Below are 25,247 nucleotides of genomic sequence, written 5' to 3'. Positions count from 1 at the left end.
ATGTAGGATTTGTCTAACGGTGGAATGAACGTCTTTTCTGCGGTGGCTTGCACATGGCATGAGCCATCTGGAGGCAACGGCGAGCCCGCTCACGCTCGTCTTCGTCATCATCCTTACCCCAACCAGAGGAAGGAGCAGAACCACCACCGCCACAAGATTCGGACACGGTTGTTGCTGCATCAATCATATCAAGGAAGAGAAGCATACCTACATGAGAAATGTCCTCTCTTGATGCAGTCATATCAGAATCAGGAACCTGAACCTCATTGAGGAAGATGTCCTTGACCGTGTTCGGAATATAGATTCTCTTCATTTCACCGCTAACATTGACATTGAAGGCAGTCTTGGTAGCAACTGGCAATGGCTTAGAATTGGACTGGGTAGGTTTCGTTGTCTGAGCAACATGGCGAGCAGGGCGAGCCGGTGAAACGGAAGGTGAAGCAGGTCGCATCTTGACCTGAGTAGGCTTAGGATGCATCTTCTTCCATGTGGCTTCAAGCTGTGATACCATGAACTTTCGACCGATGGCAGAAGCCTTGAACACTGAGGCATTCTTGCCGATGGTGTAGCCCACAAGTTTGCAGTTAGTAGTGTCATACCTTGGATTGACCTCATAGCCTCTCATGCGAAGCATATCAAAGTAACGGTCAATGTCGAAACTATCCATCTTCTGAAGGGTATATTCGCAAAACTCCGCTATATCTTGTTGGCGCATTTCACGAACCTCCTGAGGTTGCTCCCAACCATGCCTTGCGTTGATAATTTCCGCAGCCCTTATTGCTCTGATGTGAACATCGTGAACATCGTTGGTCTTGCCGTCATTATCCACACGGCAACAGTCAAGATGCAGGTGAAGGGTTCCAGACTTGGAATCCCGATGCAAGGCAGCAACACTCATAGAATTGCGGAAATTGGTCTTGACCTTCTCCTTAAAGCCTTTGGGTAAAAGTCCGACTGAATCCAAAGCTTCCAATCCTTCATCAGCGAGGTTTGCCCAGTCATCCAAGGTATAGTTCTCTGACTCTTCCTTGGATGGGGAGAGTACAAACGTGGTCATGAAGCGTTCCAACTTTCGCCCAACAGTCCTGTCCTGTTGATGCAACTGGCAGTGATGCTTCATCCGATACCAGATTTCGGTGGCATCGAGATAGTCAGGCATGTGGTTCACCTTGACCACGGTTGCATCCTCCTTCTCCATTGCGTACCTTGCGGCATTGCCGCCATAGGCTACTGGTCTTGCGAGTATAATCATTCGTCTTCTTGAACTTTGGTCAGTACAGGAGAAGTAAGGTTGTCTTCAATGCTATACCAGTGTTTGATGAGTCGTTCAACGGCTTCAATCCACCACTTCATGAACTTTGGAGATCTGAACATCTTCTGCTTTTCCTCGGGTGAAGCATCGTGCAACTTACTGCGGACTTTTATCAAGTCGGTACGTGCCTCAGTCAGAGAGTTCAGGGCTTTGCTTTCCTCTGGAGTGAGTCGCTGACGTGGGTGATGCTTCTTGCCAGTCTCAACGAGATACTTGCCTATGCTCATACCACATTCCTTAGCGAGTTTTTTCAGTTCCTTCCAGTCCTTATCGGTACAGCGGAAGGAATGCACCCTTGTGGGTGTCTTCTTGATAATCTTCTTTTTCTTAGCCATATCTTTGAATATGATTAAAGGGATGAATATAAATCAGTAAAAAAGAAGGACATAGGTCTGCGAGCCTGCGAGTAGCCCGAGAAACTTTTAGGACTGCATAAATTTGGTCACAAATAATGTAGTACAAAAGGATTTCTCGAAAAGTACCTCTTAAAAATCGGTCCTTTTACCTGCTAAGTTCCCGTCAGGGCTTAGAAAGTCGTTTCGGCTTGCCGTGTTGTCCTGTATCGGTAAACGTCCTTTGGGATGGTTTGGCGGTGCAGGTCGCATTCCTGAGTCCTCAGACGGCTATTTGTTGCCGTTCTGGTTGTAGTAGCCGTTAGGCTTCTGATAGCCGTTGAAAGGCGGTCTTTGATTGCCGTTAGGCTGTTGTGGCTGCTGTCCTCCTTGCTGAGAAGGTATCTGCTCATGCTGCTTCCCTTCATTCTGCTTGCCATCGGCTTCACCTTGGGGAGAAGGGCTGTCAGCAGACTGCGGGGAATTGTTTTCAGGAGGTGATGGTGACTTGTTGCCATCTGCTCCAGACTTACCCACATTGCCACTATCATTAGATTGTGGTGATTGGTGCGACACATTGCCAGTTGTCTGAGGATTGTTGCCCTCGGCAGAGTCATTGGATTTGTCATCGGCAGAAGCAGAACCTTCCTTGTCCTTCTTCTTGTCATCAGGATCCTCAGTGATGATGACCTTGGAGGCAGGAACTTCCGCATGGATGATTGCCGTACTGTCGTTATTGCGCTTTAAGGCAAAGGCATTCGACACGAACTTGGCATCAACATACCAGCCTGAGAGACAATGAAGGGTGTAGATGCGGTTATCTTCCACTTCCTGAGAAGAGAAAATGCCCACAGCCTCCATAGCATCCAACAGCTTTGGAACCGTCTTGCGGTCTTTGTCCCAGAGTTTGGCAAGTTGGGTATTGTCAACCATAACTTGACCTGCCAAGATTTCTACTTGCTTGGTCTTGCTGATTTGCACAAGTTTTGGAACTGGCTCGGCAAGATCCACAAGCGACATGAAGCATTCCATACGGTCAATCTTGTACTTCTTGCTTCGAAGATGCTTCAACTGCTCTTCAGAGAAAGTGAAGCAACGATGTAATTTTTTATCGTCCATAGTCTATGATATTATTGAAATGTAACCGAATAAAGGGAAAAGGAATATGCCATCAAAAAGAAGAGAATCACTGGATAAGTTCAACCAGGGATTTCTTCATGTCATCATCAATGACTCGGTATCGGGCAAAAGCAACGCTGCCTTTGGCATGACCAGACATAGAAGCAACCAAATCAGGGTCTTTGACCATGCGGTAAAGATTACCGATAAAAGTCCTTCGTGCAAGATGAGAGGTAGCCACATCTGAGATTGGCTTCTTCTCTTCAAGCCGTGTCTTAGGGTTAATCACAGTGACAACACGATTTACCTTGGCACGCTTCAAGATTCTACGGATAGCATCGTTGAACTTGAAGTTATAATGCTTGGGGAAGATTGGTTCATCATCACCATGGTCATGGCCATCAAGGATAGCCATAGCCTTGGGGATAAGAGGAACCCTTACAACGTCACCTAACTTGCCCTTGGTCTTGATGGGGATATATTCCAGAACACCGTCAATAATGTTCTTGGGGGTGAAGGTCACAAGATCACTATGACGGCATCCGACCATACACTGAAACACGAACATATCACGATACTCAGCAAGTTCTGCATCATCCGTTAGGTCTGCATCCAGAACTTGGTCACGCTCCTGAATGGTCAGGAAATATGGAGTGCCATAGAGTGCCTTGGGCATGTCATAGCCAAAGAAGGGGTCATTGTTTGTGACTCCCTGCTTTCGTACCCAGTTGCAGACGGTACGCATCAAGGTCATGTTAGTGACGATGGTATTCATAGATATGTCATAGTCAGAAGACAGGAAATCCGCAAACACACGAAGATCATCGGCAGTCATGCTGTCAATGTTCATCGGGTGTTTGTGTTCATCCTCAAAACGAGTAACCTTGTCAATCAGGCATCGGGTGTTGCACTCCTGATGCTTGCCGAAATGCTTGTTCTGAAGGTACCTCTCTGCCCAGATGACAAAGGATTTGCTTACCGCCATGCCACTGCCCATGCAATAGGCATTGGGGTGGTGATAGGCAAATATCAGTCGTCTTAGCCAGTCGGAGTTTGCTCCGATATAGTATTCCCTGGTTATGATACCTGTAATCTCCTTGACCTGTGAGTCAAAGAGGTTTCTGGTATCGTCATCCACAAGATTGACACGGCTCTTGTAGCCCTGTCGTTCTTGGCTCCAGTGATTGGGATTGATCTGAAGTTCGCTTGCGCACTTGACATCAAGCCCTTTGTCACGGACACGGAAGTACACCGAAGCACGGCTGTCAAGGTCGTTCTTCGATGTATCTTTCTGACGTATGTAAGCGGTAACTCTCATTGATATGTCTATGATATGACAAAAGGGAAAGAAGAAACTATCTGCGGAAATGCAGGTGACGATGCTCGGGATAGTCCGAAGCAATGTCCTTCAGCTGCTGTTCAAGTCGCTCGTTCTGGTATGGAGTGAGCGCATGGATAGCCTTGATGCAGACACTCTGCACAAGCAGGGTTCGTCTGCCGATAGTGTTTTCTTGGTCAATGCCCTTGTTGGCATGTGAAATCTCGCACAGTTCATTGAAGGCATCCTTCATACTGTGATAGCCTGTGCCATCCTTGGCATAGGTAACGGCAAGGCTGGCTACCTGAGCCAGTTTGTCGTTGTACTGCTGTTGATTGAAATCCTGATTCATAATACTCATTGATTAGTGGTTGGCAAGTTCATTCAGCTTCTGGGCTGCTGCCTCCTTGGTCTCAGCCTCAGACATGCTGCGGTTCTGACGCATCCACTTCAGAAGTTCAGCCTTCTCAAAGTAGATGAGTTTGCCGTTTGGACGGAAGAAAGGAAGCTCATGACGATGGGTCATCTTGTAGAGACTGCTCTTTGATATACCCATGAAAAGGGCTGCTTCTTCAAGTGTCAATACCTCCTTGGCTGCGCTGAGAGTGTTCTCCAGAACCTCGATGCGATGCTCAAATGACTCTACCTTCAAAAGAAGAGTCTCGTTGTCAATAGTCTTATTCATAATCTTGATATTTAGTTGTTTACGTTATCCTGAATGCTTGGTTTTGAGATAGCAAGCCCCTAAGGGTAGCGGAAACCACTACCTTGAATCAGGGCACTGCTTTTGATGAAATGAAACTGGTTGTTATCCTGAATCGGCTCGTTAGCCGTTATTCGTTATCCTGTATATCTATGACCTTGCGAGGGTGCGTGTTGGTCGCTGCCGTTCGCTTGGTTCGTGGAATCTTCTTGTTCTCGGTGTGTGGCTTGCGACTCCTGAATACCGTCTTGGTATTGGAGATAGCCTTGACCTTTTCCTCAGTCAGCACGTCTGCATAGACTGCGGTTGATTTGAGCGACTTGTGACCCATGAGTTTCTTGGTGGTCTCGATGTCACCAGTAGCCGCTTGGATCAATGTGCCAAAGGTATGTCGGGAGGTATGGAAGGAGATTGTCTTCGTGATACCTACCTTCTTGGCTATTCGTTTGAGAGCTGCATCCACATTGGCATGGGCAGGAAGGTGGAAAACCTTGTCATCCTTCTTGGGTGGCATCCATGCTTCTGCGGTTGAGCAGATTGGGACGGCATTGAGTTCCTTGGTCTTCTTCTGGACGATTACAAGTGTGTTCGTTACCTCGTTCCTCATGATGTTTGACCATCGCAAAGCCCTTATGTCGCTGATGCGTAGTCCTGTAAGGCAAGCGAAGCCAAATGCCAACTGGGTTTCCCTGACTCCGTTAGTCTCTTCGGATGCCATGAAGAGTTTGAGTTCATCGGGTGTAAGGTACAGCTTGTGACCAGACTTTGGCTTGGAGATTGTGTCTTCCTTCTCCAACTGATAGAAGGGGTTTGCCTTCAACTTGCCAGTCTTGACTGCCTTGTTGAATACTGCGACAATGCGTTGCTGCATGTTCCGCAAACTGGCATTACTCAACGGCTTTGCCTTGACTCTCACATACTTCTGAGGTACATAGTCATTCTTCAGCCAAAGAAAGAATGCCTTGAACCATGTCTTATCGAACTTCATCAGAGTGATGTGCGGTCTGCGTTTGGCTTTCAGAAACTCCTTCATGCGTTCTTGAAGGTATTGAGTCTGCTCGACAGTCCTCTTGGAATATTCGGGATTGCCGTCCATCCACTCCATGTAAGTCTGGATCCAGTCAATGACTTCGGGTGAGTCATCGTTGGGAATGTCGGGTACAACCATCAAGTGACCTTTCTCGGGAATGGTCTCGGGATGAAGGACGCGCTCGGCACGAATCTCCTGCGCACGTTTCAAGGTAGCCTCGTTGCGTTCCTTTGTCTCTTGGTTAATCTCAGGGATTAGGTAGAGGGAAAGGAACTCAAACTTGCGCTTGCCATTCTCATAGATGTCAAGATACAGGCTCTTGTTGTCGTTTTCAAGGTCTTTTTGTCGAAGTGTGATGGTCATATCAATGATTGTTATAATTGGTTATACCACTGGGGTGAAACACCACCCTGGTTTATCAAAGGGGGTGATTTCAAGTCACCTCCCTTAACTCTTTGAGGGGGGGGGTACTTTCAAAGTACATCCTTTACTTGAACATTCCATCAATGAGGTTGATGGCTTCCTCCTTCTTCTTATCTACGATTTTCGCATAGATTTCAGTGGTCTGAATGTTGGTGTGACCCATCAACTTGCTTGTGGTGAACAGGTCTGCGCCAAGTGTCAGCATCATTGTGCCGAAGGTGTGACGTGAACAGTGGAAACTGATGTGCTTCTCTACACCTGCTGCCTCTGCCCATTTGCGAAGGGCTCTGCCTATGACGGTCTGAGTAGTTGGTATATCAAAGAAGGGAGTTGTTATTCCCTTTGGTTTTGGTAACCAACGCTTTGCCTCTTCAGAGAGTGGGATGATGACAGGCTTCTCCGTCTTCTGCATTTCCATGTCAATATACTCGCCCTTGCCGTCAGGAGTCTTGAAAATGTGAATCGGTGCAAGTTTGTACATATCACTGAGTCGCAATCCAGTGAAACAAGCAAAGATGAAGGCTTGCTTGACCTCTGGGCGGTAACTGTCGGTTGCCATGAGGGCTTTAAGTTCCTCAATGGTAAGGTATTCCTTCTTGCCATCCTTTGGCTGAATGCGCTCCTTGGCATCCAGTTCCTTCATTGGATTGTTTCGGATAATACCTTGACGGACAGCATTGTTGAGAGTAGTCGAGAACATGCCGAGGTAACGGCTTGCCGTGTTCTGGCTGATAGGTCTTGGCTCAATGTACTTGCAGTGTGAGTTTGGGAAGGTGCGAAGGAACTTCACATACCCACGGCAGAAATCAGCATTGACCTCTTCAAGGGTGATGAAGGTCTGATTGGACTCTTCAAGATATTTCTCCACGGTGTGAAGCATTTCAACACGACAATGGAGGGTTGACTTCTTGGTGCTGACTCCACCTTCACAATACTTCTTGATCCATCCTGTCAAGAGTTGTGAACCCTGCTTGACGGTTTCCCAGTCTTGCACTCCGTGACCATGGAGAGCCTTGATGCGCTCTGCCTTGATACGTTCTGCGAGTGCCATCGTTTCCTTGTTCTGCTCCTTGCAGAGTGGATTGACCTCAGGAATGATATAGAGTTTCAGATACTCATACTTTCTGACTCCCTTCCAGTAGATGTCAAGATAGATACTCTTGTTGCCATCTGCGAGAGGTTTGAGACGAATCTTAATCGGCTCCTTCAGTTTGACTTGTTTCTTTGGTCTTGCCATGCTTGTTTATATTTTATTTTGGTAATTTACTCCCGAAAGAAGGGAAAATGAATTTTGCAGAGGGTCTGCGAGGGTTGGGCTTTTCGGATGCTGATATATCGTTTCTGCATCGTGATTATGCCTTTGAAAGCATGTGCAAAGATATGAAAATCAAGCCATATATGAGAAACAAATCAGAAACAAAAATCATTTTATTATATCTTTTTAAGAGTCGGTTGAGCAAGAATCGGAAAAATCAAAAAATCGCTTATTCGCTTGATACTAAGCACTTTATTTGTCACTTCCTTTCTTATCCTTTCCAACCAATTTTGGAGGACTAAGATATTTTTGACGTCCTGTTCCTCGTTGTTCATGGCGATGTAAACGCTTATGGCTCCGACAATTGCAACGACACCTGCAATGGCATAGCAGAGCTTCACCACGATAGGTACATACTTGGCAATCTCCTCCGTCACTGTGGTAAGCGCGGTCGTTCCTGCCGAGTAGTCGCCGGCTGCGTTCTGTGCCATTGCTGCGGTGGTGCCGACAAGCAACATCAGGGCGAGCGTTTTCATGCGCTGTGAAGAGAAGAATCCCTTCACCTTCTTGTTAATCCTTTCAAACATTCTTTTTACCTTTTAATTTGTTACACTTTGAGTTATCTTATCTCGTATCACCTGTATCTCAAATCTGATAACCGAAGAAAGCGGGGAAGACGATGGTCGCTCCTATGAGGAACAGGCAGGCTCCCACCAGCATCATGATGTTCTTCTTCACTCCTTCTTCGCCCGTATTCATCTTTATATATATCTGCAAGGCGCTGACTATGACCACGATGCCCGCCACTGCATAGCACAGATAAACGATATAGAGCATCATCGTCACGGCATAGTCATGGGCACTCGCAAGTGCGTCCGCTCCCCAGCTGTAGTCCACGTTGCCACACTTAGCACTGGCCAGAGCTGGGGTTAAAGCGGCATATAATGATAGAAATGCACTTCTTGTTTTTGACATCATATCTCATTATTGAGTGATTCCACCTTGACCATGTCACGTCCATTGTGACGAAGACCGCGGGCGATGATGGTGTTGTTCAATTCTTCCGAATACATGGGGTCGGAATAGGTGGTATTCACTTCCTCCATCTTCTTCTCGATTGCGCTTTGTATCTTTTCAAGCACATGAGGCTTGCTCTCTTCCGCAGTGGCGGCTGCCTCCTCTGTAGGCTCTGCAAGCTGCTTCTCCTCGTAGGCTGTCTCATATTGGTTGTCGCCTACGCTGAAACCACCGTCGCTCTCGCTGACCGCTATCGACTCTTCCTCGTCGGTCATGTCACTGACATCAAACGACTCGCCCTGTGACTTCTCGTCCTTGGGCTTTCCGTACAGATCCTGCACGATGATGACCGTATAGTAGATGACATAGATTATGGTCACGACAATGGCGAATATTACAAATGACTTCATATTTTCAAGTTTGATTTTACTATGGTTTGGCTTATTGCCGATGCAAAGGAACTACCTTTTCTTCAATCTTAAACCGAAATGACTTTCCGCGGAGCCAAATCTTAACTCTAATTTTGATTACACTCGCAATCATACTCAAAAATCAAACTCGAAAGGCACAAAAAAAGCCCTTCCGATAGGGAAGAGCTTGTAAAGAGGGTGGATGAAAAAAATGTGGATGGCTATATGGTCAGGTACTTGCCATGGGAGAAGTCCTGATGTTCGTTAGAGAAAACATAGCCCAACTGGTTGGACAAGCATTGGGTGTTGCCTATCCTGGCATCGATGTTGGTGTGCGAATGTCCGTATATCCAATAGTCTATGCCGCTATCGGTGATATAGTCCTCCAACTCTACGGTGAACGCCACGTTTGCCTTGCTGCCTTGAAACTTTGGGTGGAGCATACGGAACGATGGTACATGATGGGTGACAACAATCTTATGGGCTGCTTGCGAATATGCCACTGCATCCTTGATAAAGGTGAGGCAACGTTCATGCTCAGCATTGAATTGGGCATGGGTCATCAGCTCACCTTTATATAATATACGGCGGAAGTCGCTTATCACTTGCTCGGTGAAGTAAGCGTCCTCCAAAGGAATCCTCGACCAAAGGGTGGAGAGGATGATGTCGGTGTCGCCAATCCTCGCAATACCGTTGTAGTGGCTGAATACATTGGGACGTACCTCCAAGAGATAGCCGTCGGGCAGTGTCGCCACATCATAATATTTGTAGAACTCATGGTTGCCCATGCAGCAATGCACCTCCTTGTAGTTCTCCGATGCCCAGTCCCAAAAGGGATGCTTGGAGTAGTTGTCATCGCCGAGATAGCCGATGTCGCCGGCAAGCAGCAGTATGTCGCCCGTCACCTCCAAGGGGTGGGCTTTCAGATACCGCCAATTGTCGGCAAACTCCAGATGCAGGTCGGATGCGTATTGTATCTTCATATTGGTCATGCTTCTATAAACAATTCATCCAGTTGATCTAACAGTCCGGTCACAAATGCCTCGTCTTGACCGAGTGACTTTGACAATGGTTCTGCGAGAGTTGACCAGTCGGCTCTGATGGAGGCGACAAACTCCCTTATACATGCCACTATTGAAGCAGGAGCCTCAATGTTGTCCTCAGTCATTATGACCACATTTTTCAGGATGTCCGAACGGTGCTTCTTGATGTCTTTGGTGTTCACATGCTTGCCGTCCCGCTTGTCTGCCATGAGATTTAGGTAGGCTCTTGCCTTCAGTGCTATCAAGGCAGCGGAATTGGCATGGCGTATGCCATCAGTCAGTTGGCTGTGTGCGATAGTAAAGTGATAGTAATCATCGTCCATGATGATGGCACTAAGACTCGACACATCTTCATCGGTCGGGATAGGTTCTATGACAAATCCCTTTGGCTCTCCAAGCACGTCGGGGTGGCGTGACAGCAGTTCTATCATCTCGGGATAGCCGTCTTTACCATCAAGGAAACGATACATTTCATACCTTGGTGGCTCACCAGCCTCCTGTTTCCTCTTTTCAGGTCGATAGCCAGCCTCCCGCACAAACTGCCAGAAGCGATTGGCGAAAGCCTCGGTCATGTTCTCTACGATGACTATCATGTCGATGTCGTGTGTGGCGCGTGGACGCACCACGGTATTGGTCATGGTGATGTCACAGGCTGCTCCGCCTATCACCACATAGTTTTCTGAGTATTCCGCAAATGCTTCACGGAACTTGACTAATCCTTCCATTTCTGTTCACTGATTATTCGTTCTACTTCTTTTTCTACTCTCGGATCATCATCATCTCTCAACGAAAGGACAAGGGAAAGGCGATCAACCCACTGGCTTTTGTCGCCCATTTTGCTGACAACAGGGTATTTCCATACCTCTATGATATAGTTGCCGTCATAGATGTTGGGATTCTCCATGACATCAGCCGACTTGACGGCACGATATTCCTTGCTTGTCATCATTATCATCTCTTCCCGGTCACGATTAAGCATGGAATAATGTGCCAGGGCATTGATGCCGCATACGGGGTATTCCGCATCCAAGCGTATGTCATCGCAAAAGATGCGGTTCTCCACAGGTGACAGCAAGACGTTCTGAGCCTTGTCCCACAGTTCCTTGCCCTTCAACTCGAAGTGTACCACCTTGCTGCGCTGTCCGTTCTGAATCTTTTGACACAGTCCTACATCTTCAAGACAGGTGACACCCAACGTGACGCTTTCGTAAGAATATGGAAGCAACGGTGCAATATCCCTTGGCGACATTCCTTCAATACTGCCCACCTGTAGGTGATAGAGTAGTATGTATTGCGCCACAGGGGTCAATACTTCGGCAATCTTCCTGTTGCTTGTCTTCTCCAATGCTATGATGCCTGGCAGATGGGCATATTCCTCGGACATGACAAAGAAGACTCCTTTGTCTGCCAGTCTGTGTCGCTCGTAGGTGGGTCCGGGCGCAAGGATAAACACCGCAGGCAGTCCCAGGGCTTCGGTCAACCGCTTGCCCGTGATGGCGCAAGTCCGTGGAGAGGGATTGCCCTTCTTGGGCTCAACGAACAGCAGGGGCGTGCCTTGGTATGTGCCATCATAGAAACGGTATGAGAGTTTCTCGCCAACCGTGATGCCTTTCAGGCTTTCCTTGGCACGAGGTTCCACCTCAAAGCGTCTGCCCAATATCCTTATTTCTTTTTTCAATTCCATTCTGCTACATTTTAATAATGTATTAAAACGATGCAAAAATAAGGATAATAATTGAGAATCAAGCATGTTTGGGCGAAAAAGTGCAGATTTGATATGTAATTTCAATGCATTTGAGCCATTTTTGCATCAAATGATGGTGTTTTCGTCTTTATAATGTCATTCAGATGCCGTTCGTTTCTTCCTCATCAGATAGTCGTTGACATCCTTGTAGTCGGCATATCTGAAGGACTCGTCCGTCACCCTGTACTCGAATACATTGCTGATGCTCTCAACCGTCTTGCGTCCTGCCTGGTCGTTGTCGAGGAAGCAATGGATGTGGGTGTAACGGTCAAGGTAATGCAATGCCTGTTTGAGGTTGGCGACTGAGTTCAGTATCATATAGTCGCAAGGGCTTTCAACGACAAACCATCGGTCTTGCTGTTTAACGAGGGTCATATAAGCAAGGAAGTCCATGAAGCCCTCAAAGACCAGACAACCGTTTTGCCACTCGTTGAACGTATGGGCAAGCAGGGTGATGTCCTTATGCCCGATGCAGCCCTTGAAATAGGGATTGCGCACCTCATGTCCTTCACTCAGATTGCCAAAGGCAATGCCATAGTAATGTTTTTGCTCAACCTTGTAGTGTATCTCCCTGCAATACATCCTGCCAATGGTGATGTCTATCCGTCGGCTACTGAAATAGGACAGCAGAGAATGGTTGCTCAGTGGGAGCAGCTTCACATCGTTCATCTTGGTTGTCGTGTATTCCTTGGCTGCGATAGCGGTCTCGATTGCCTTATCCACAGTGGCAATACTCTTGGACGCAAGGTAGGCAAGGGCATCGGAAACGGATTGTTTGTTATACATACGCTTTACCAGCTCCACAAGGTCACCGCCCTCCTTAATGGCGTAGTCGTACCACAGGTTCTCCTTCTTGCTGACCTTGAACGATGCGGTCTTCTCGTCCCTGAAGGGTGACAGATACCAGTAGGCATTGCCCTTCTTCTTTTTCAGCGTTACATTCTCCTTGTCTAAGAAGTCTATAATGCTCAGTTTCTTCGATTGTTCAATATTCATTGTACTTTCATTTGTTCGGTTTTACTTTGTCCATGGAAACAGTTTACTTTACCCTTTCTCCTATATAGGCACACCCGTAAACTAAACCATTTGCTAAACTACTTTTCCGCTTCCCAATTCAGCCTCCGATTTCGGTTTACTTTGGCCTTATTTCTTATATATAGGTACGGACGTAAACTAAACTGGTTTCTGAACTGTTTTTATTCCTCTTCATGGAACAGGTCAATCTCGGCAGGTGTATATCCGAAATAGTAATGATTATCCCGCTTCACTATGAGCTTTTGCTCGTTAATCAGGTATTTCAGCATTTTGATGATGACGCTTCTGCCACGCTTAAAGCCAATGTCTGCATAGGCTTGCGTTAATTCCTCCACCATGCGATCGAATCCTTTGATAGGTTTCTCCTTGAATGCAGCCGTCAGCGCCTCGTTATGCTGTTCGGATGTCAAGTCTTGGTAAGTAAACCTTGACGGTTGCTTGTCACCTTCTTCCTTCTCCGGCGTGTGCTCGACAATCTCTGGCAACCCTTCCTCATTGACTGTAAAGGCAAACGGCTTGAACTCCTTCTCACGGATGTGCATCGCCTTCACCTCGCTGATGTCGGGATTGGTGGTGCTCTTGGTGATGACAAGCACCGTCTCTGCCTTGTTGTTCATCTCCGTACCGATATGCCCGCGCACGTTATTGTCGCCCTTGTTCTGATGCAATACGCAATGGATGTGCAGGTCATACTTTGATGACCATTCCATCATCTTGTTGATGACCTCGACCGATTCTCCCGCATTGTTGATGTCGAGAAGCAGGTCTCTGATTCCGTCGATGATGACCAGTCCATAGCTTTGGTCTTGGGCAAGCGCATAGTCTATGACCTCTATCCTGACGGAGGGCGTGTACTCTCTCAGACAGATAAAGTCAAGGTTCTCGTTGTCGATGCTTGTAGGTAGACCAGCGAGCTTCAGGATGCGCTCCAGCACATTATGGCAGTGATAGCGGCTCTGCTCCGTATCTACATACAGTATCTTGCGTTTCCCCTCTGGCAGACTGGCGCGATAGTTCAGTACCTTGCCGTTGGCGAGGGAAGCGGCTACCAAGGCAGACACGTTGAAGGTCTTTTTCGCCTTTGCCTTACCAGTAGAAGCACTGAAGTTGCCCAATGTGGCTATGCTGGAATTATCAACCCATATAATCTGAGGAGGTGTTTTATAAGTATCTGTTGCCTTTATCAACGATTCGCTCAATATGCGATTGAGACGCTGTACTCCTTCCTCTTTTGAGTTAGGCTGTACATGTTTGTTATTTTCTTCCATTTTCATTCTTTCGGATTATCAATTTCTATTTTCGTTACCATTCCAATGACCTCTTGTTTGTTTTGGAGCAGCCACTTGTCGATTTCTTCTCTATTAAAATACAGCATTTTTCCCCTTGGCTTATAGTGTGGAACTTCTTTTGCGGCTGTAAGTTTGTATAGCAGGCTTTCAGAAACACCAATATACTTACATGCTTCGTCAAACCCCAAGACGGTTTTGGTCTGCTTGACCATCTTCTCCAATTCCTCGATTCGCTCTATTAGTTTGTCAATAGGTCCCAAAGCCTCCAAACTGTCTTCTATTGCGACAATTCGCTCATAGAGTCTAAAATGTCTTTCATTCATGTGTCACGTACCTTAATTAAATTGTTTACAGACAGTAGCACGGTTATATTAGCCGTCTATTCTTTCTTTGTGTAGATAGTACATATTCCTCTGCTTCTCTTTGAATCTCGTTCTTCGATTTGCCCTTGGTTCCTTGAAGCCATTCATCTATCTCAGATTTGAGGAACATGATGCGTTTGCCTCTCTTGTGAAACGGTATTTCCCGATTGCTTGTCCAGCAATATATGGTATGCTCTACCGGATGTGTTGGGAGATAAGCACATAATTCAGCAACCGTAAACCATGTTTCTTCTTTTTCTGATTGAACAAGTTCATATATACCATCAATCTTGTCTTCTAATGATGACAGCTTTTTCAGTACCCCCGTTATAGCGTTGGGAATATCTTCAAATCTTATACTATTTTCTTCCATGCTAATTATTTTTTATGATTTTTGATGCAAAGTTATGGGGAGACTGTCACTAAATAGAAAAAGTAACGTGATAGTAAGGCAGTATCAACCAAACTATCACGTTTTTACTTTCATTTAGCAGAATTATTGTGATTTATTCCTCTCTTAATATCTGTTCGATGGATTTGCAGATGGCATATTGACTTGCTGTCATGGAAACGTTTCTTCTTATCCTTGAAAGAGAAGAGGAAAGACAACTTGAAGTTATGAATTTCTCTGTTCCATCCTTTTTGATACTGGTTAAGAAGCGACCTTCTCCCATGACATATTGCCAATTATTGTTTATCAAATGGTATTGAGCCATAGCGTCAAACAGTACGGCTACATTACGTACATTCTTTACACGGATAGATGCGTCCAAGTCGCACTTGAATAGGCGACACAACTCGCTACGCACATCACTGTTGTCGGCAAAATCAAATATGTCGTGACTTTGGACAAGTTCTACCAACAAATCCATCTGTCTGTCTGACAATTGGCATCCCAAAGTGAGGATGGACGATTTCTTTCGGGTAAGGATTGGCAGACCAGTACCCACATGTTGAAGAAACAACTCAATAAGTTCCTGCTTGGAATAATCTTCTTTTTTCTTGATTATTGACACACACTTAGAGTCTCTAAACAAAGTACCAATAATGCCAATTGCCATCTGTCGCGAGTTCTTACAACGTGCACAATCACAGTCAATATATTGGTGACTGCGCTCAAATAGTTCTATGAAGTACTCTGTCTTCATATGATTCTTTTCAGCTTGAAGATACCAACTTCTTGCGATCTCAAACAACTCATACAGTTCTCTGTAGAAGTCTTCTGTACACTCCACATGTTTGTGGACACGCTTGCTCTCTTCAAAAAGAGAGAAGCCAAAAAAGGCTGTCTTTTTTCATTTTTATCTGTTTATTGTTATAAATGTTTGGTTTCCACGAAAGGTTAAAGTGCCAAAACAATAGCATCATTACATAGAATGTTGAAAATGAAAGGCACTAAAAACCACCTGTACAATAAAGGACTTATTGATACAAGTGGTCTTCTATACTAAGTGCTTACAAATGATAATCACTATTCATCTATGTCCAACTTAAAAGCTTCTGTAGCTTCATCTTTCTTCTTGTCAATTACTTTTGCGTAGATTTGCGTGGTTTTTACATTGGTATGCCCTAACATTTTGCTTACGGTATATATGTCTGTACCGTTAGCCAATTGTAACGTTGCATAGGTGTGGCGGAAGCAATGAAAGGTGATGTGCTTGGTAATCCCTGATGCTTTTACCCACCGTTCCAAAGGCCTAGATATCCATGAAGGGTCAGGCAGTCCGGCAAACACCAACAGTTCTCCGTCTTTCTTGCGCTCACCGCAAAGCTTGTATGCCTGTGGCGATATAGGCATGTATTCAACGCCCTTAGTCTTCTGCTGAGTGAAATTGAGACGGTACCCACCATTGTATTCTTCAACCTCTGACCATTTAAGCTTTTGAATATCGCTATGTCGCATTCCTGTCAGTGCAGAGAACAAGGCTGCCCGTTTTAGTATATCATCACACGGAGTCTTTGCCAATATATTAAGTTCTTCCAGTGACAGATACTCTCTTCGAGCACTCTGAAACATGATATTTTTAGCCTTGGCAGCAATATCACAATTCAGATAGCCATCCACGAAAGCTTGTTTGAGTGCCGCCTTGAAGATAGAGAAGTACGTCGATGCCGTATTCCTTGAAATAGTTCCTTTCTTAGAACCACCCTGCGGTGCCTTTATCAAGAAGGAACGGAATGCCTCAATATACTTCATGTCAATCTGCGAGAACTGTATGTAGTCACACTTGGCAAACATTGACAACAGTGTGTGCAATCTGCGCCAGTTGACAACTATCGATTCTGACGCAGTTTCCTCTCTTTCTTTGATTAACTTCTCAATATACTCCAGAACATTGCATTTTGAGCGTTCGCTTTGTTCTGCCATTTCCATTTGCTGGTCAGTAAAGAGAGCCATGTTGTCGTACTCTTTTTGACGCAGGACTCGAACGCCATCCGCATAAAGGCAAGTTTCCATATCTTGCTTGGATTTACACTGAATAACGCCATTGTCATCTCGCTTGGGCTTGTACTTTATTCTACCAGCAACGGCTCGCTCGCTTCGTCGTTTATCCCATATAGGGGTAGTAATAGACCTCCTGAGATATTCACGCACTCGTTTGGGTTTGTCATTTCCCGTCTCATAAACAGGATAAGCTTCAAGATAGATGAACCACTCATCTCTCCACTCACTTTTCTTTAATTTGACGGAGACTTTAGTATAATCTAATCTTTTCATAATGGTTTTATATCTTTATAAAGTTTGTCTATTGATTCCTTGTGAGCATACACATAATTACCGATTTGCCGGGTCGGTATTGAGTATTTTCGTATATGAGCATACACGGTGCTGTCATCCAGATGAAATTTCTTGGAAATCTCACCTATTGTATAGCAATCCTCTGGTTCCATGCGGTACATGGTAACTGGTTTCCTTGGCTTGGTGTCAAGCGGAGACTGTCTTAACGGAAACAGATTCATTAGTTCTCCTTTGCATACAAGTCGTATTCCTTTCTCTGGCTCAATGAAGGAAATCTTTTTCATGTAGATGAGCCTATAAATGGTTGAGCGGCTTGCACCAAACATAGCATACGCTTCCGTTATGCTGATATACTCTTTAGACTTGGGCATATTGCTTACAATCTTGTCCAGTTCAAGTTGGCGTTTTTCTTCATCATGCTTACGCTTCCACGCCACCTTGGAGCATTTGGGTGAACAATACCAGGACTCCAAAGTCCTTGCGAAGAACTCTTCTCCGCACACAGGACATTTCCGTACTATCTTATACTTTGCTACTGCCATAATTCATTCATTTTGTAGTTCTTAATATCTATTCTTCTCATCATATCTACTTTTTCTTACAGGTACAAATAAGGTACAGATGTTTATAATAATAACGCAAAGATAGCAATATTATTGTGTACGGCCAAAAACAAGAAAAGCGTGTAACTCATTGAGCTACACGCTTTCCATTTGATATTGTATTCTTATTTCTCTATGTGCTTATTTCACTTCCTCGAAGTCAGCATCCTGAACGTTATCTCCGTGCTTGCTGTTATCTTGCTGGCCAGCACCACCGTTCATATCAGGACCAGCCTGTGCTCCACCTTGTGCACCGCTCTGTGCATACATTTCAGCACTTGCAGCCTGGAAAGCAGTATTGATTTCTGCCATAGCAGTATCAATAGCAGCCAAATCCTGTGCCTTGTGAGCATCTTTCAATTTCTGCAAAGCAGCTTCAATCGGAGCTTTCTTGTCAGCAGGCAACTTATCACCCAATTCCTTCAACTGATTTTCAGTAGAGAAGATTACGCTGTCAGCCTGATTCAGCTTGTCGATCTTTTCACGTTCTTTCTTATCTGCTTCAGCATTAGCTTCAGCTTCAGCCTTCATCTTTTCGATTTCTTCCTTGCTCAAACCGCTGGATGCTTCGATACGGATAGCCTGTTCCTTACCGGTAGCCTTATCTTTTGCAGATACTTTCAAGATACCGTTGGCATCGATATCAAATGTAACCTCAATTTGAGGAACACCACGGCGAGCCGGAGCAATACCTGTCAAGTTGAACTGACCGATTGATTTGTTCTGCGCAGCCATCGGACGTTCTCCCTGTAATACGTGAATAGTAACTTCCGTCTGGTTATCGGCAGCAGTAGAGAATGTTTCACTCTTGCGAGCCGGGATGGTAGTGTTAGCGTCGATCAACTTAGTCATTACACCACCCAGTGTTTCGATACCCATTGACAACGGAGTAACATCCAATAATACTACACCTTTGATTTCATCTGTCAAAACAGCACCCTGTACAGCAGCACCAATAGCTACCACTTCATCCGGATTCACACCTTTAGAAGGAGTCTTGCCGAAGAAATCTTCTACCAACTTCTGAACAGCCGGAATACGGGAAGAACCACCAACAAGGATTACTTCATCAATATCAGCATTGTTCAAACCTGCATCGCTCATTGCTTTCTTACATGGTTCAAGACAAGCCTGAATCAATTCGTGAGCCAGAGATTCGAATTTTGCACGAGTCAAAGTCTTCACCAAGTGCTTAGGCACACCACCTACCGGCATGATATACGGCAAGTTGATTTCTGTACTTGTAGAAGAAGAAAGCTCAATCTTAGCTTTTTCTGCAGCTTCTTTCAGACGTTGCAAAGCCATCGGATCCTGAGTCAGGTCAGCACCTTCGTCATTCTTGAATTCCTGTACCAACCAGTTGATGATTACCTGGTCGAAGTCATCGCCACCCAGATGAGTATCACCATTTGTAGAAAGTACTTCAAACACACCACCACCAAATTCAAGGATAGAGATATCGAATGTACCACCACCAAGGTCGAATACAGCAATCTTCATATCTTTGTGAGCCTTATCCAGACCGTAAGCAAGAGCAGCGGCTGTCGGTTCGTTTACAATACGTTTTACTTCCAGACCGGCAATCTGTCCGGCTTCTTTAGTAGCCTGACGTTGAGAGTCGGAGAAATATGCAGGAACGGTGATAACTGCTTCTGTCACTTCCTGTCCAAGATAGTCTTCAGCAGTCTTCTTCATCTTCTGAAGAATCATAGCAGAGATTTCCTGCGGAGTGTACAGACGTCCGTCAATGTCAACACGCGGAGTGTTATTGTCACCTTTCACTACTTTATAAGGAACACGAGTCACCTCTTTTTGCACCTGATCCCAAGTTTCACCCATGAAACGTTTGATAGAGAAGATTGTACGTGTAGGATTCGTAATAGCCTGACGTTTTGCAGGATCTCCTACCTTACGTTCACCGCCATCTACGAAAGCGACAACAGAAGGAGTCGTACGTTTACCTTCACTGTTTGCAATTACTACAGGTTCGTTACCTTCGAATACGGCAACACAAGAGTTTGTAGTTCCTAAGTCAATACCAATAATTTTTCCCATGATCGTTATTTTTTATTTATTATTTATTCTATGATTTCTTTTTGTCCGGTTGTTTCTCCGGCTCTTATCAGCGAGCCTCGTCGCGAACGGACGCTTACTAAAAAGCAAACCGTGTGCCAAAAGGAAATTATACGAATGCATGACATAATATCTGCCAAAAAGACAGTTTTAATAAATAGACACTGCTGACATAGTCATATTCAAAGCCAGTCAGCAACTGTTTCTTTAAACAAATGCAGACGGCTCTGGTTCGATGAAAAGAAAAAAAATATGCCTGTGTCATCATGTGCGACACAGGCATATCCTATTATATAGATAATCTATTTATTACTTTTCCAGCACGATGACCAATGCGCCATTTGCATCATACAAGCCAATGCCACCACTGGACAACACATCGAATGACTTCACCTCATTGATAGCTTTCAGCACCTTACCTTCTGTTTCCATGTCCGGACAAGCCATCATTGTGCTCGCTACTCCCGGGAAAGAAATAGATTTGGCATTACTGGTACTGGTTTCAAAACCGCCATTAATCAGATTACATCCGGCATTGCCATGAATTGTCTTTTTCTTCACATCAAAAGCAATGAAAGGTTGTTTTTCCATTCCGGAAAGAATTGCCTCACCATTCACTTCTTTAATTTTCCATTCTCCATTCAAAACCGAAAGTTTCACATCAGCCTCCTTCTTTTGTAGAACGACAACCGGGCGGTTGGACGAATTGCAAAGATACATTTTGTCTTTACCTGCCTTCTTATATCCTTTTACTTGCGCAAAAGCATTCAATACATTATTTTCAGTAGTCATATCCGGACACATCATCCGGGTACTAGCCATTCCTGTAAGTTCAAGACTTCCCGGCTTCGCATTTACATCGAAGCTACCCATCATCCGATTACAGCCGCTATTGCCGGACACACGACCGGTTGCTGTATCAAAAGCGATAAAAGGAAGGGATTTACTTTCGCCCGGAGTGATTTTCGAGCCATTGACTTCTATGATATTCCATTCACCATTGATAGATGACAGGGGAATTGCCTTCTCAACCGAACGGCACGAAGACATTGCAAGTGCTGCACCAGCAATGCAAATTGAAACAAATACTTTCTTCATATTGTTATAACGTTTAAGTTAAAATCGGGGGCAAAGATATCAAAAGATTGGGAAATAATATCCAATGCAACATAAAATATATACATTTGCCAATAAATATACAACAAACGAACAATTTACATAGTTCACCTAAAGTAAACAAATATGAGAATAATTGTCCTGTCTTTGATTCTATTCTGCTGTGTTACGCCTCCTATCACAGCTCAAAGCGATTATATCGTCACTACTCCTTCCGCACAGGAAATCCCTGTAGGTCAAGAAGAACAGTTTATCAGGAGTAATTTTCCGCTGCTACCGCTGGGCAAATGGACACCCGGAATGAAATTTATGTTCGTTCCATCTCCACGGAGCATGTTCCTTCCCACCCTTTCCAGCTATGACACCGAGAAAGGGGTAGACAACAGCCTGCTGAAACATAAAATACTCACTTTCACAGGAACTGAAGAGAAAGCTCAAAATATCTCCAACGGGACTAACTACTCCACCCGCTTCATCTTCGAATGTGAGGGAGGAAAATATTATTATGAGATAAAGAATATGCGGCTGGAGGAAATCTCAGAAAAGGCTCCCCGTACCGGTATCAACGAACTGGTCTATCTGAAAGATGTGGATACAGCAAAAGAGCTGTTGGTAGGAAAAACAGTCTATATACAAGCAGAAAGTGTCCGGATAGACGATGCCAACAATTATTCCGGCTACCGGGATATAGCCATTCCCGTCAATACGGAAGCAACGATTACCGCTATCGGAGTCGGCAGTCAGGCATATCCGGCAAAAATCGTATTCAAAGACACACAGGGACATTCTTATTATCTGGAAGTTGCCCTCTCACGAACAAACTCCGGCATGGACCTGAATGATTTTCAAGGAGAAAAGAGAATGAAATATTTCTCAAATGCATTCAGTTTCACCAATAAGAGCCTGGGCACTATCGAAAGCCTGAAAAACAAATATATGGGAATGACAGTTTATCCTAAAAAGGTGCTGCCAGCCAAAAGAATCATATCTTTTGAAAACAAGCAGACCGAATCACGCGTTCACCTGCCCCGATATACAGTTCTGCAAATCAAAGATATTAGATTATCTCCTCCCGGCAGTCTGGCTGTTCTCTCATTAGAAGACAAGGACGGAGCAATCTATGAATTGGAAATCGATCTGAAATATGATGTTATCGTCAGAAATGAAAATTATATCGAAGACTTTTTCGGATTCGAAGATATACATAAAAAATATCCGGGTATCACAGAAAATCGTTGGCAGATTATCTCCCGGGGAGATCTGGAGACGGGCATGAGTACAGTGGAATGTCGTTTATCCATTGGTGATCCGATAGAAATCGAGCTGAAAAAAGACAATCGTTTCGAAACTTGGTTCTACAATGGCAAAACACTGGAATTTGAAAATGGAACCTTGCAGCGTTACAAATAAAAAGGAGTAGCTGCGAATGATTATCTGAAAATAATCACGTATATTTGCAAAGCTAACAATTCCAATATTCTTAATATTTTAATTCGCAATTAACGAAATGGGTAGAGTTCTTATTATTGGTGCGGGCGGTGTTGGCACTGTCGTTGCGCACAAAGTGGCACAAAATGCCGATGTATTTACAGATATCATGATTGCCAGCCGTACGAAAGAGAAATGCGATAAAATCGTCGAGGCAATAGGTAACCCCAATATAAAAACAGCTAAAGTTGATGCAGACAATGTAGATGAGCTGGTAGCCTTATTCAACGATTTCAAACCGGAAATGGTGATTAATGTGGCTCTCCCTTATCAGGATCTGACTATTATGGAAGCTTGTCTGAAAGCTGGAGTGAACTATCTGGACACCGCTAACTACGAGCCGAAGGATGAAGCTCACTTTGAATACAGTTGGCAGTGGGCTTACCACGATCGCTTCAAAGAAGCAGGTCTGACAGCTATTCTCGGTTGCGGATTCGACCCGGGAGTAAGTGGCATCTATACCGCTTATGCAGCTAAACATTATTTTGATGAGATTCAATATCTGGACATTGTAGACTGTAATGCGGGTAACCATCATAAAGCATTTGCTACGAACTTCAATCCGGAAATCAACATCCGCGAAATTACGCAGAACGGACGCTATTATGAAAATGGCAAATGGGTCACTACCGGTCCGCTGGAAATCCATAAAGACCTGACATATCCGAACATCGGTCCCCGTGATTCTTATCTTCTTTATCACGAAGAACTGGAGTCATTGGTGAAACATTACCCGACCATCAAACGTGCACGTTTCTGGATGACTTTCGGACAAGAGTATTTAACTCACTTACGCGTTATCCAAAACATCGGTATGGCACGAATCGACGAAGTTGATTACAACGGAGTGAAGATTGTGCCGCTGCAATTCTTGAAAGCTGTATTGCCTAACCCGCAGGATTTAGGAGAAAACTACGAAGGAGAAACCTCTATCGGTTGTCGTATCCGCGGTTTGAAAGATGGCAAGGAACGTACTTATTATGTATACAACAACTGCAGCCATCAGGAAGCTTACCGGGAAACTGGTATGCAAGGAGTGAGCTACACCACCGGAGTTCCGGCAATGATCGGAGCCATGATGTTCTTCAAAGGTGAGTGGAAACGCCCGGGTGTAAACAACGTAGAAGAGTTCAATCCGGATCCGTTTATGGAACAACTCAATAAGCAAGGTCTTCCCTGGCATGAAGAGTTCGACAAAAATCTGGAATTATAAGAGTAGACCTGTTCATTAAAAAGATAGTTATGATAAACGTAGGAGATAAAGCACCGGAAATCTTAGGCATCAATGAAAAAGGCGAAGAAATCCGTTTAAGTGCTTATAAAGGAAAAAAGATTGTGTTGTACTTCTACCCGAAGGACAGTACATCGGGTTGCACCGCACAAGCGTGTAATCTACGCGACAACTATTCCGAACTACGTAAAGCCGGCTATGAAGTAATCGGTGTCAGCGTAGACAATGAAAAGTCGCACCAGAAATTTATCGAAAAGAACAATCTTCCTTTTACCCTGATTGCCGACACTGACAAAAAGTTAGTGGAAGAGTTTGGCGTATGGGGAGAAAAGAAACTGTACGGACGTGCTTACATGGGTACTTTCCGCACTACTTTCCTGATTAATGAAGAGGGAATCGTAGAACGGATTATCACTCCAAAAGAAGTGAAGACCAAGGAACATGCCTCACAGATTTTAAATCAATAACTCCATTAATTATATTAGATAAGGTATGGCAAAGAAAGATGAACTTAATTTTGAAACAGATAATAAAATGGCATCAAGCGAAAAACTAAAAGCCTTACAGGCTGCCATGGAAAAGATAGAAAAGAGCTTCGGTAAAGGTTCTATCATGAAAATGGGTGATAATAGTGTTGAACAAGTAGAAGTGATCCCGACAGGTTCTATTGCCTTGAACGTGGCACTTGGCGTTGGAGGTTACCCAAGAGGTAGAATTATCGAAATCTATGGCCCGGAATCATCCGGTAAAACAACATTGGCTATTCATGCCATTGCTGAAGCGCAGAAGGCTGGCGGTATCGCTGCTTTCATTGATGCCGAACACGCTTTCGACCGTTTCTATGCATCTAAGCTGGGAGTGAACATTGATGATCTTTATATCTCTCAACCGGACAATGGAGAACAGGCTTTGGAAATTGCAGAACAACTGATCCGTTCTTCTGCTATCGACATCATCGTTATCGACTCTGTAGCCGCACTGACTCCTAAAGCGGAAATCGAAGGTGACATGGGTGACAACAAGGTAGGTCTTCAGGCACGTTTGATGTCTCAGGCACTTCGTAAGCTGACAGCTGCAGTGAGTAAGACACGTACGACTTGCATTTTCATTAACCAGTTGCGTGAAAAGATCGGTGTTATGTTCGGTAACCCGGAAACAACTACCGGTGGTAACGCTTTGAAGTTTTATGCTTCTGTACGTTTGGATATCCGTGGCAGCCAACCCATCAAAGACGGTGAAGAGATTCTTGGTAAACTGACCAAAGTGAAAGTAGTGAAAAACAAAGTAGCGCCTCCTTTCCGCAAAGCTGAATTTGACATCATGTTCGGTGAAGGTATCTCCCACTCCGGAGAAATCATCGACTTGGGTGCTGACTTAGGGATCATCAAGAAGAGCGGTTCATGGTATAGTTACAACGACACCAAGCTAGGACAAGGACGTGATGCTGCTAAACAATGCATTATGGATAATCCTGAACTGGCAGAAGAACTGGAAGGACTGATTTTTGAAGAATTGAAGAAGAAATAATTCGCTTTGAATCTGCTTATCCGTAAACTGAAAGCTAAATAAATAAAGGTGGGAGAAAGTCGTTTACGATCATTCTCC

The 25,247-nt window shown here is 44.7% G+C and carries 28 protein-coding genes; 5 read left to right on the top strand and 23 right to left on the bottom strand.

What is annotated here, in order from left to right; all coding sequences use genetic code 11:
• Window positions 1-13 precede the first annotated feature (13 nt).
• The 13 genes from I2I13_RS08015 to I2I13_RS07955 form a co-directional block, all read right to left on the bottom strand.
• Window positions 14-1,252: a hypothetical protein gene (locus I2I13_RS08015; RefSeq protein WP_006743467.1), complete on the bottom strand. Its 1,239-nt coding sequence runs from the start codon at window positions 1,250-1,252 to the stop codon at window positions 14-16.
• Complete coding sequence (locus I2I13_RS08010; protein ID WP_005812832.1) at window positions 1,249-1,647, bottom strand: hypothetical protein; 399 nt, start codon at window positions 1,645-1,647, stop codon at window positions 1,249-1,251. The genes I2I13_RS08015 and I2I13_RS08010 overlap by 4 nt, the downstream gene beginning before the upstream one ends.
• A 288-nt stretch (window positions 1,648-1,935) precedes the next feature.
• Window positions 1,936-2,763, bottom strand: coding sequence for a hypothetical protein (locus tag I2I13_RS08005; protein ID WP_005812835.1), 828 nt, complete (start codon window positions 2,761-2,763; stop codon window positions 1,936-1,938).
• Between the two features lie 67 nt (window positions 2,764-2,830).
• A complete protein-coding gene (locus I2I13_RS08000) occupies window positions 2,831-4,081 on the bottom strand; it encodes a site-specific integrase (RefSeq protein ID WP_006743468.1) in 1,251 nt (416 codons plus the stop codon).
• Window positions 4,082-4,118: 37 nt separating this feature from the next.
• A complete protein-coding gene (locus I2I13_RS07995; RefSeq protein WP_006743469.1) occupies window positions 4,119-4,433 on the bottom strand; it encodes a hypothetical protein in 315 nt (104 codons plus the stop codon).
• Between the two features lie 12 nt (window positions 4,434-4,445).
• A complete protein-coding gene (locus tag I2I13_RS07990) occupies window positions 4,446-4,766 on the bottom strand; it encodes a helix-turn-helix domain-containing protein (RefSeq protein WP_006743470.1) in 321 nt (106 codons plus the stop codon).
• Between the two features lie 148 nt (window positions 4,767-4,914).
• Window positions 4,915-6,177 (bottom strand): site-specific integrase, encoded by a 1,263-nt coding sequence (locus I2I13_RS07985; RefSeq protein ID WP_006743471.1) that lies wholly within the window; start codon window positions 6,175-6,177, stop codon window positions 4,915-4,917.
• A 124-nt stretch (window positions 6,178-6,301) separates the two neighbouring features.
• The gene (locus I2I13_RS07980) at window positions 6,302-7,474 is read right to left on the bottom strand and encodes a tyrosine-type recombinase/integrase (protein ID WP_006743472.1); all 1,173 of its coding nucleotides are present in this window, start codon (window positions 7,472-7,474) and stop codon (window positions 6,302-6,304) included.
• A 194-nt stretch (window positions 7,475-7,668) separates the two neighbouring features.
• Window positions 7,669-8,079 carry a DUF4134 family protein gene (locus I2I13_RS07975; protein WP_074909339.1) on the bottom strand — a complete coding sequence of 137 codons (411 nt, stop codon included), beginning with the start codon at window positions 8,077-8,079 and terminating at the stop codon, window positions 7,669-7,671.
• Between the two features lie 58 nt (window positions 8,080-8,137).
• Entirely contained in the window at window positions 8,138-8,470 is a 333-nt protein-coding gene (locus tag I2I13_RS07970; protein ID WP_005812854.1) for a DUF4134 domain-containing protein, read from the bottom strand.
• On the bottom strand, window positions 8,467-8,784 hold the full coding sequence (locus I2I13_RS07965) for a hypothetical protein (protein WP_229098794.1): 318 nt from the start codon (window positions 8,782-8,784) through the stop codon (window positions 8,467-8,469). The genes I2I13_RS07970 and I2I13_RS07965 overlap by 4 nt, the downstream gene beginning before the upstream one ends.
• Before the next feature lie 356 nt (window positions 8,785-9,140).
• Window positions 9,141-9,911 carry a metallophosphoesterase gene (locus I2I13_RS07960; protein ID WP_007837351.1) on the bottom strand — a complete coding sequence of 257 codons (771 nt, stop codon included), beginning with the start codon at window positions 9,909-9,911 and terminating at the stop codon, window positions 9,141-9,143.
• Window positions 9,908-10,432, bottom strand: coding sequence for a hypothetical protein (locus tag I2I13_RS07955; RefSeq protein WP_229037530.1), 525 nt, complete (start codon window positions 10,430-10,432; stop codon window positions 9,908-9,910). The genes I2I13_RS07960 and I2I13_RS07955 overlap by 4 nt, the downstream gene beginning before the upstream one ends.
• Window positions 10,433-10,514: 82 nt before the next feature.
• On the opposite strand from I2I13_RS07955, the gene I2I13_RS24615 reads away from it, so the two are divergent.
• Window positions 10,515-10,637 (top strand): hypothetical protein, encoded by a 123-nt coding sequence (locus tag I2I13_RS24615; protein WP_255518806.1) that lies wholly within the window; start codon window positions 10,515-10,517, stop codon window positions 10,635-10,637.
• A 37-nt stretch (window positions 10,638-10,674) separates the two neighbouring features.
• Here I2I13_RS24615 and I2I13_RS07950 read toward each other — a convergent pair whose 3' ends face one another.
• The 10 genes from I2I13_RS07950 to I2I13_RS07905 all read right to left on the bottom strand — a co-directional run bounded on the left by I2I13_RS07950 (window position 10,675) and on the right by I2I13_RS07905 (window position 20,905).
• A complete protein-coding gene (locus I2I13_RS07950) occupies window positions 10,675-11,619 on the bottom strand; it encodes a hypothetical protein (RefSeq protein WP_229102524.1) in 945 nt (314 codons plus the stop codon).
• Between the two features lie 183 nt (window positions 11,620-11,802).
• Window positions 11,803-12,702 carry a toprim domain-containing protein gene (locus I2I13_RS07945; protein WP_005812865.1) on the bottom strand — a complete coding sequence of 300 codons (900 nt, stop codon included), beginning with the start codon at window positions 12,700-12,702 and terminating at the stop codon, window positions 11,803-11,805.
• 200 nt (window positions 12,703-12,902) lie between these two features.
• A complete protein-coding gene (locus tag I2I13_RS07940; RefSeq protein WP_005812867.1) occupies window positions 12,903-14,009 on the bottom strand; it encodes an AAA family ATPase in 1,107 nt (368 codons plus the stop codon).
• A 2-nt stretch (window positions 14,010-14,011) separates the two neighbouring features.
• The gene (locus I2I13_RS07935) at window positions 14,012-14,353 is read right to left on the bottom strand and encodes an AlpA family transcriptional regulator (RefSeq protein WP_005812869.1); all 342 of its coding nucleotides are present in this window, start codon (window positions 14,351-14,353) and stop codon (window positions 14,012-14,014) included.
• A 43-nt stretch (window positions 14,354-14,396) separates the two neighbouring features.
• Window positions 14,397-14,765, bottom strand: coding sequence for a helix-turn-helix domain-containing protein (locus tag I2I13_RS07930; RefSeq protein WP_004320284.1), 369 nt, complete (start codon window positions 14,763-14,765; stop codon window positions 14,397-14,399).
• 133 nt (window positions 14,766-14,898) lie between these two features.
• Window positions 14,899-15,540, bottom strand: coding sequence for a hypothetical protein (locus I2I13_RS07925; RefSeq protein ID WP_005812872.1), 642 nt, complete (start codon window positions 15,538-15,540; stop codon window positions 14,899-14,901).
• A 323-nt stretch (window positions 15,541-15,863) separates the two neighbouring features.
• Window positions 15,864-17,111 carry a site-specific integrase gene (locus I2I13_RS07920; protein ID WP_005812874.1) on the bottom strand — a complete coding sequence of 416 codons (1,248 nt, stop codon included), beginning with the start codon at window positions 17,109-17,111 and terminating at the stop codon, window positions 15,864-15,866.
• Window positions 17,108-17,674 carry a hypothetical protein gene (locus I2I13_RS07915; protein ID WP_005812876.1) on the bottom strand — a complete coding sequence of 189 codons (567 nt, stop codon included), beginning with the start codon at window positions 17,672-17,674 and terminating at the stop codon, window positions 17,108-17,110. Before I2I13_RS07915 ends, I2I13_RS07920 begins: the two co-directional genes overlap by 4 nt.
• 201 nt (window positions 17,675-17,875) lie before the next feature.
• On the bottom strand, window positions 17,876-19,789 hold the full coding sequence (dnaK, locus tag I2I13_RS07910) for a molecular chaperone DnaK (protein WP_143260363.1): 1,914 nt from the start codon (window positions 19,787-19,789) through the stop codon (window positions 17,876-17,878).
• Window positions 19,790-20,116: 327 nt separating this feature from the next.
• Complete coding sequence (locus I2I13_RS07905) at window positions 20,117-20,905, bottom strand: META domain-containing protein (RefSeq protein ID WP_195649237.1); 789 nt, start codon at window positions 20,903-20,905, stop codon at window positions 20,117-20,119.
• Window positions 20,906-21,049: 144 nt separating this feature from the next.
• On the opposite strand from I2I13_RS07905, the gene I2I13_RS07900 reads away from it, so the two are divergent.
• The 4 genes from I2I13_RS07900 to recA all read left to right on the top strand — a co-directional run bounded on the left by I2I13_RS07900 (window position 21,050) and on the right by recA (window position 25,169).
• Window positions 21,050-22,333 (top strand): hypothetical protein, encoded by a 1,284-nt coding sequence (locus I2I13_RS07900; protein ID WP_195649236.1) that lies wholly within the window; start codon window positions 21,050-21,052, stop codon window positions 22,331-22,333.
• A gap of 97 nt (window positions 22,334-22,430) precedes the next feature.
• Window positions 22,431-23,624, top strand: a complete 1,194-nt coding sequence (locus I2I13_RS07895; RefSeq protein WP_004302080.1) for a saccharopine dehydrogenase family protein — start codon at window positions 22,431-22,433, stop codon at window positions 23,622-23,624.
• A 29-nt stretch (window positions 23,625-23,653) separates the two neighbouring features.
• On the top strand, window positions 23,654-24,109 hold the full coding sequence (gene bcp / locus I2I13_RS07890) for a thioredoxin-dependent thiol peroxidase (protein ID WP_004325328.1): 456 nt from the start codon (window positions 23,654-23,656) through the stop codon (window positions 24,107-24,109).
• 25 nt (window positions 24,110-24,134) lie between these two features.
• Entirely contained in the window at window positions 24,135-25,169 is a 1,035-nt protein-coding gene (recA, locus tag I2I13_RS07885) for a recombinase RecA (protein ID WP_148364542.1), read from the top strand.
• The last annotated feature ends 78 nt before the right edge of the window (window positions 25,170-25,247 follow it).

The organism is Bacteroides sp. D55t1_190419_B8, from assembly GCF_015558905.1.
GTDB lineage: Bacteria > Bacteroidota > Bacteroidia > Bacteroidales > Bacteroidaceae > Bacteroides > Bacteroides vicugnae.
Note: the sequence above shows the minus strand (reverse complement) of the source record. Positions and strands in the feature narration are given on the sequence as shown.

Bases quoted from the DNA above. Each gene is read 5' to 3' on its own strand.
- I2I13_RS07900 (WP_195649236.1), top strand. From the start codon at position 21,050: ATGAGAATAATTGTCCTGTCTTTGATTCTATTCTGCTGTGTTACGCCT.
- dnaK (WP_143260363.1), bottom strand. From the start codon at position 19,789: ATGGGAAAAATTATTGGTATTGACTTAGGAACTACAAACTCTTGTGTT.
- I2I13_RS07895 (WP_004302080.1), top strand. From the start codon at position 22,431: ATGGGTAGAGTTCTTATTATTGGTGCGGGCGGTGTTGGCACTGTCGTT.
- I2I13_RS07975 (WP_074909339.1), bottom strand. From the start codon at position 8,079: ATGTTTGAAAGGATTAACAAGAAGGTGAAGGGATTCTTCTCTTCACAG.
- I2I13_RS07940 (WP_005812867.1), bottom strand. From the start codon at position 14,009: ATGGAAGAAAATAACAAACATGTACAGCCTAACTCAAAAGAGGAAGGA.
- I2I13_RS08000 (WP_006743468.1), bottom strand. From the start codon at position 4,081: ATGAGAGTTACCGCTTACATACGTCAGAAAGATACATCGAAGAACGAC.
- I2I13_RS07970 (WP_005812854.1), bottom strand. From the start codon at position 8,470: ATGATGTCAAAAACAAGAAGTGCATTTCTATCATTATATGCCGCTTTA.
- I2I13_RS07965 (WP_229098794.1), bottom strand. From the start codon at position 8,784: ATGACCGACGAGGAAGAGTCGATAGCGGTCAGCGAGAGCGACGGTGGT.
- I2I13_RS07915 (WP_005812876.1), bottom strand. From the start codon at position 17,674: ATGGCAGTAGCAAAGTATAAGATAGTACGGAAATGTCCTGTGTGCGGA.
- recA (WP_148364542.1), top strand. From the start codon at position 24,135: ATGGCAAAGAAAGATGAACTTAATTTTGAAACAGATAATAAAATGGCA.
- I2I13_RS07935 (WP_005812869.1), bottom strand. From the start codon at position 14,353: ATGAATGAAAGACATTTTAGACTCTATGAGCGAATTGTCGCAATAGAA.
- I2I13_RS07995 (WP_006743469.1), bottom strand. From the start codon at position 4,433: ATGAATCAGGATTTCAATCAACAGCAGTACAACGACAAACTGGCTCAG.
- I2I13_RS07980 (WP_006743472.1), bottom strand. From the start codon at position 7,474: ATGGCAAGACCAAAGAAACAAGTCAAACTGAAGGAGCCGATTAAGATT.
- I2I13_RS07905 (WP_195649237.1), bottom strand. From the start codon at position 20,905: ATGAAGAAAGTATTTGTTTCAATTTGCATTGCTGGTGCAGCACTTGCA.
- I2I13_RS07985 (WP_006743471.1), bottom strand. From the start codon at position 6,177: ATGACCATCACACTTCGACAAAAAGACCTTGAAAACGACAACAAGAGC.
- I2I13_RS07990 (WP_006743470.1), bottom strand. From the start codon at position 4,766: ATGAATAAGACTATTGACAACGAGACTCTTCTTTTGAAGGTAGAGTCA.
- I2I13_RS07925 (WP_005812872.1), bottom strand. From the start codon at position 15,540: ATGAAGACAGAGTACTTCATAGAACTATTTGAGCGCAGTCACCAATAT.
- I2I13_RS08015 (WP_006743467.1), bottom strand. From the start codon at position 1,252: ATGATTATACTCGCAAGACCAGTAGCCTATGGCGGCAATGCCGCAAGG.
- I2I13_RS07945 (WP_005812865.1), bottom strand. From the start codon at position 12,702: ATGAATATTGAACAATCGAAGAAACTGAGCATTATAGACTTCTTAGAC.
- I2I13_RS07920 (WP_005812874.1), bottom strand. From the start codon at position 17,111: ATGAAAAGATTAGATTATACTAAAGTCTCCGTCAAATTAAAGAAAAGT.
- I2I13_RS07930 (WP_004320284.1), bottom strand. From the start codon at position 14,765: ATGGAAGAAAATAGTATAAGATTTGAAGATATTCCCAACGCTATAACG.
- I2I13_RS07960 (WP_007837351.1), bottom strand. From the start codon at position 9,911: ATGACCAATATGAAGATACAATACGCATCCGACCTGCATCTGGAGTTT.
- I2I13_RS08005 (WP_005812835.1), bottom strand. From the start codon at position 2,763: ATGGACGATAAAAAATTACATCGTTGCTTCACTTTCTCTGAAGAGCAG.
- bcp (WP_004325328.1), top strand. From the start codon at position 23,654: ATGATAAACGTAGGAGATAAAGCACCGGAAATCTTAGGCATCAATGAA.
- I2I13_RS08010 (WP_005812832.1), bottom strand. From the start codon at position 1,647: ATGGCTAAGAAAAAGAAGATTATCAAGAAGACACCCACAAGGGTGCAT.
- I2I13_RS07955 (WP_229037530.1), bottom strand. From the start codon at position 10,432: ATGTATCGTTTCCTTGATGGTAAAGACGGCTATCCCGAGATGATAGAA.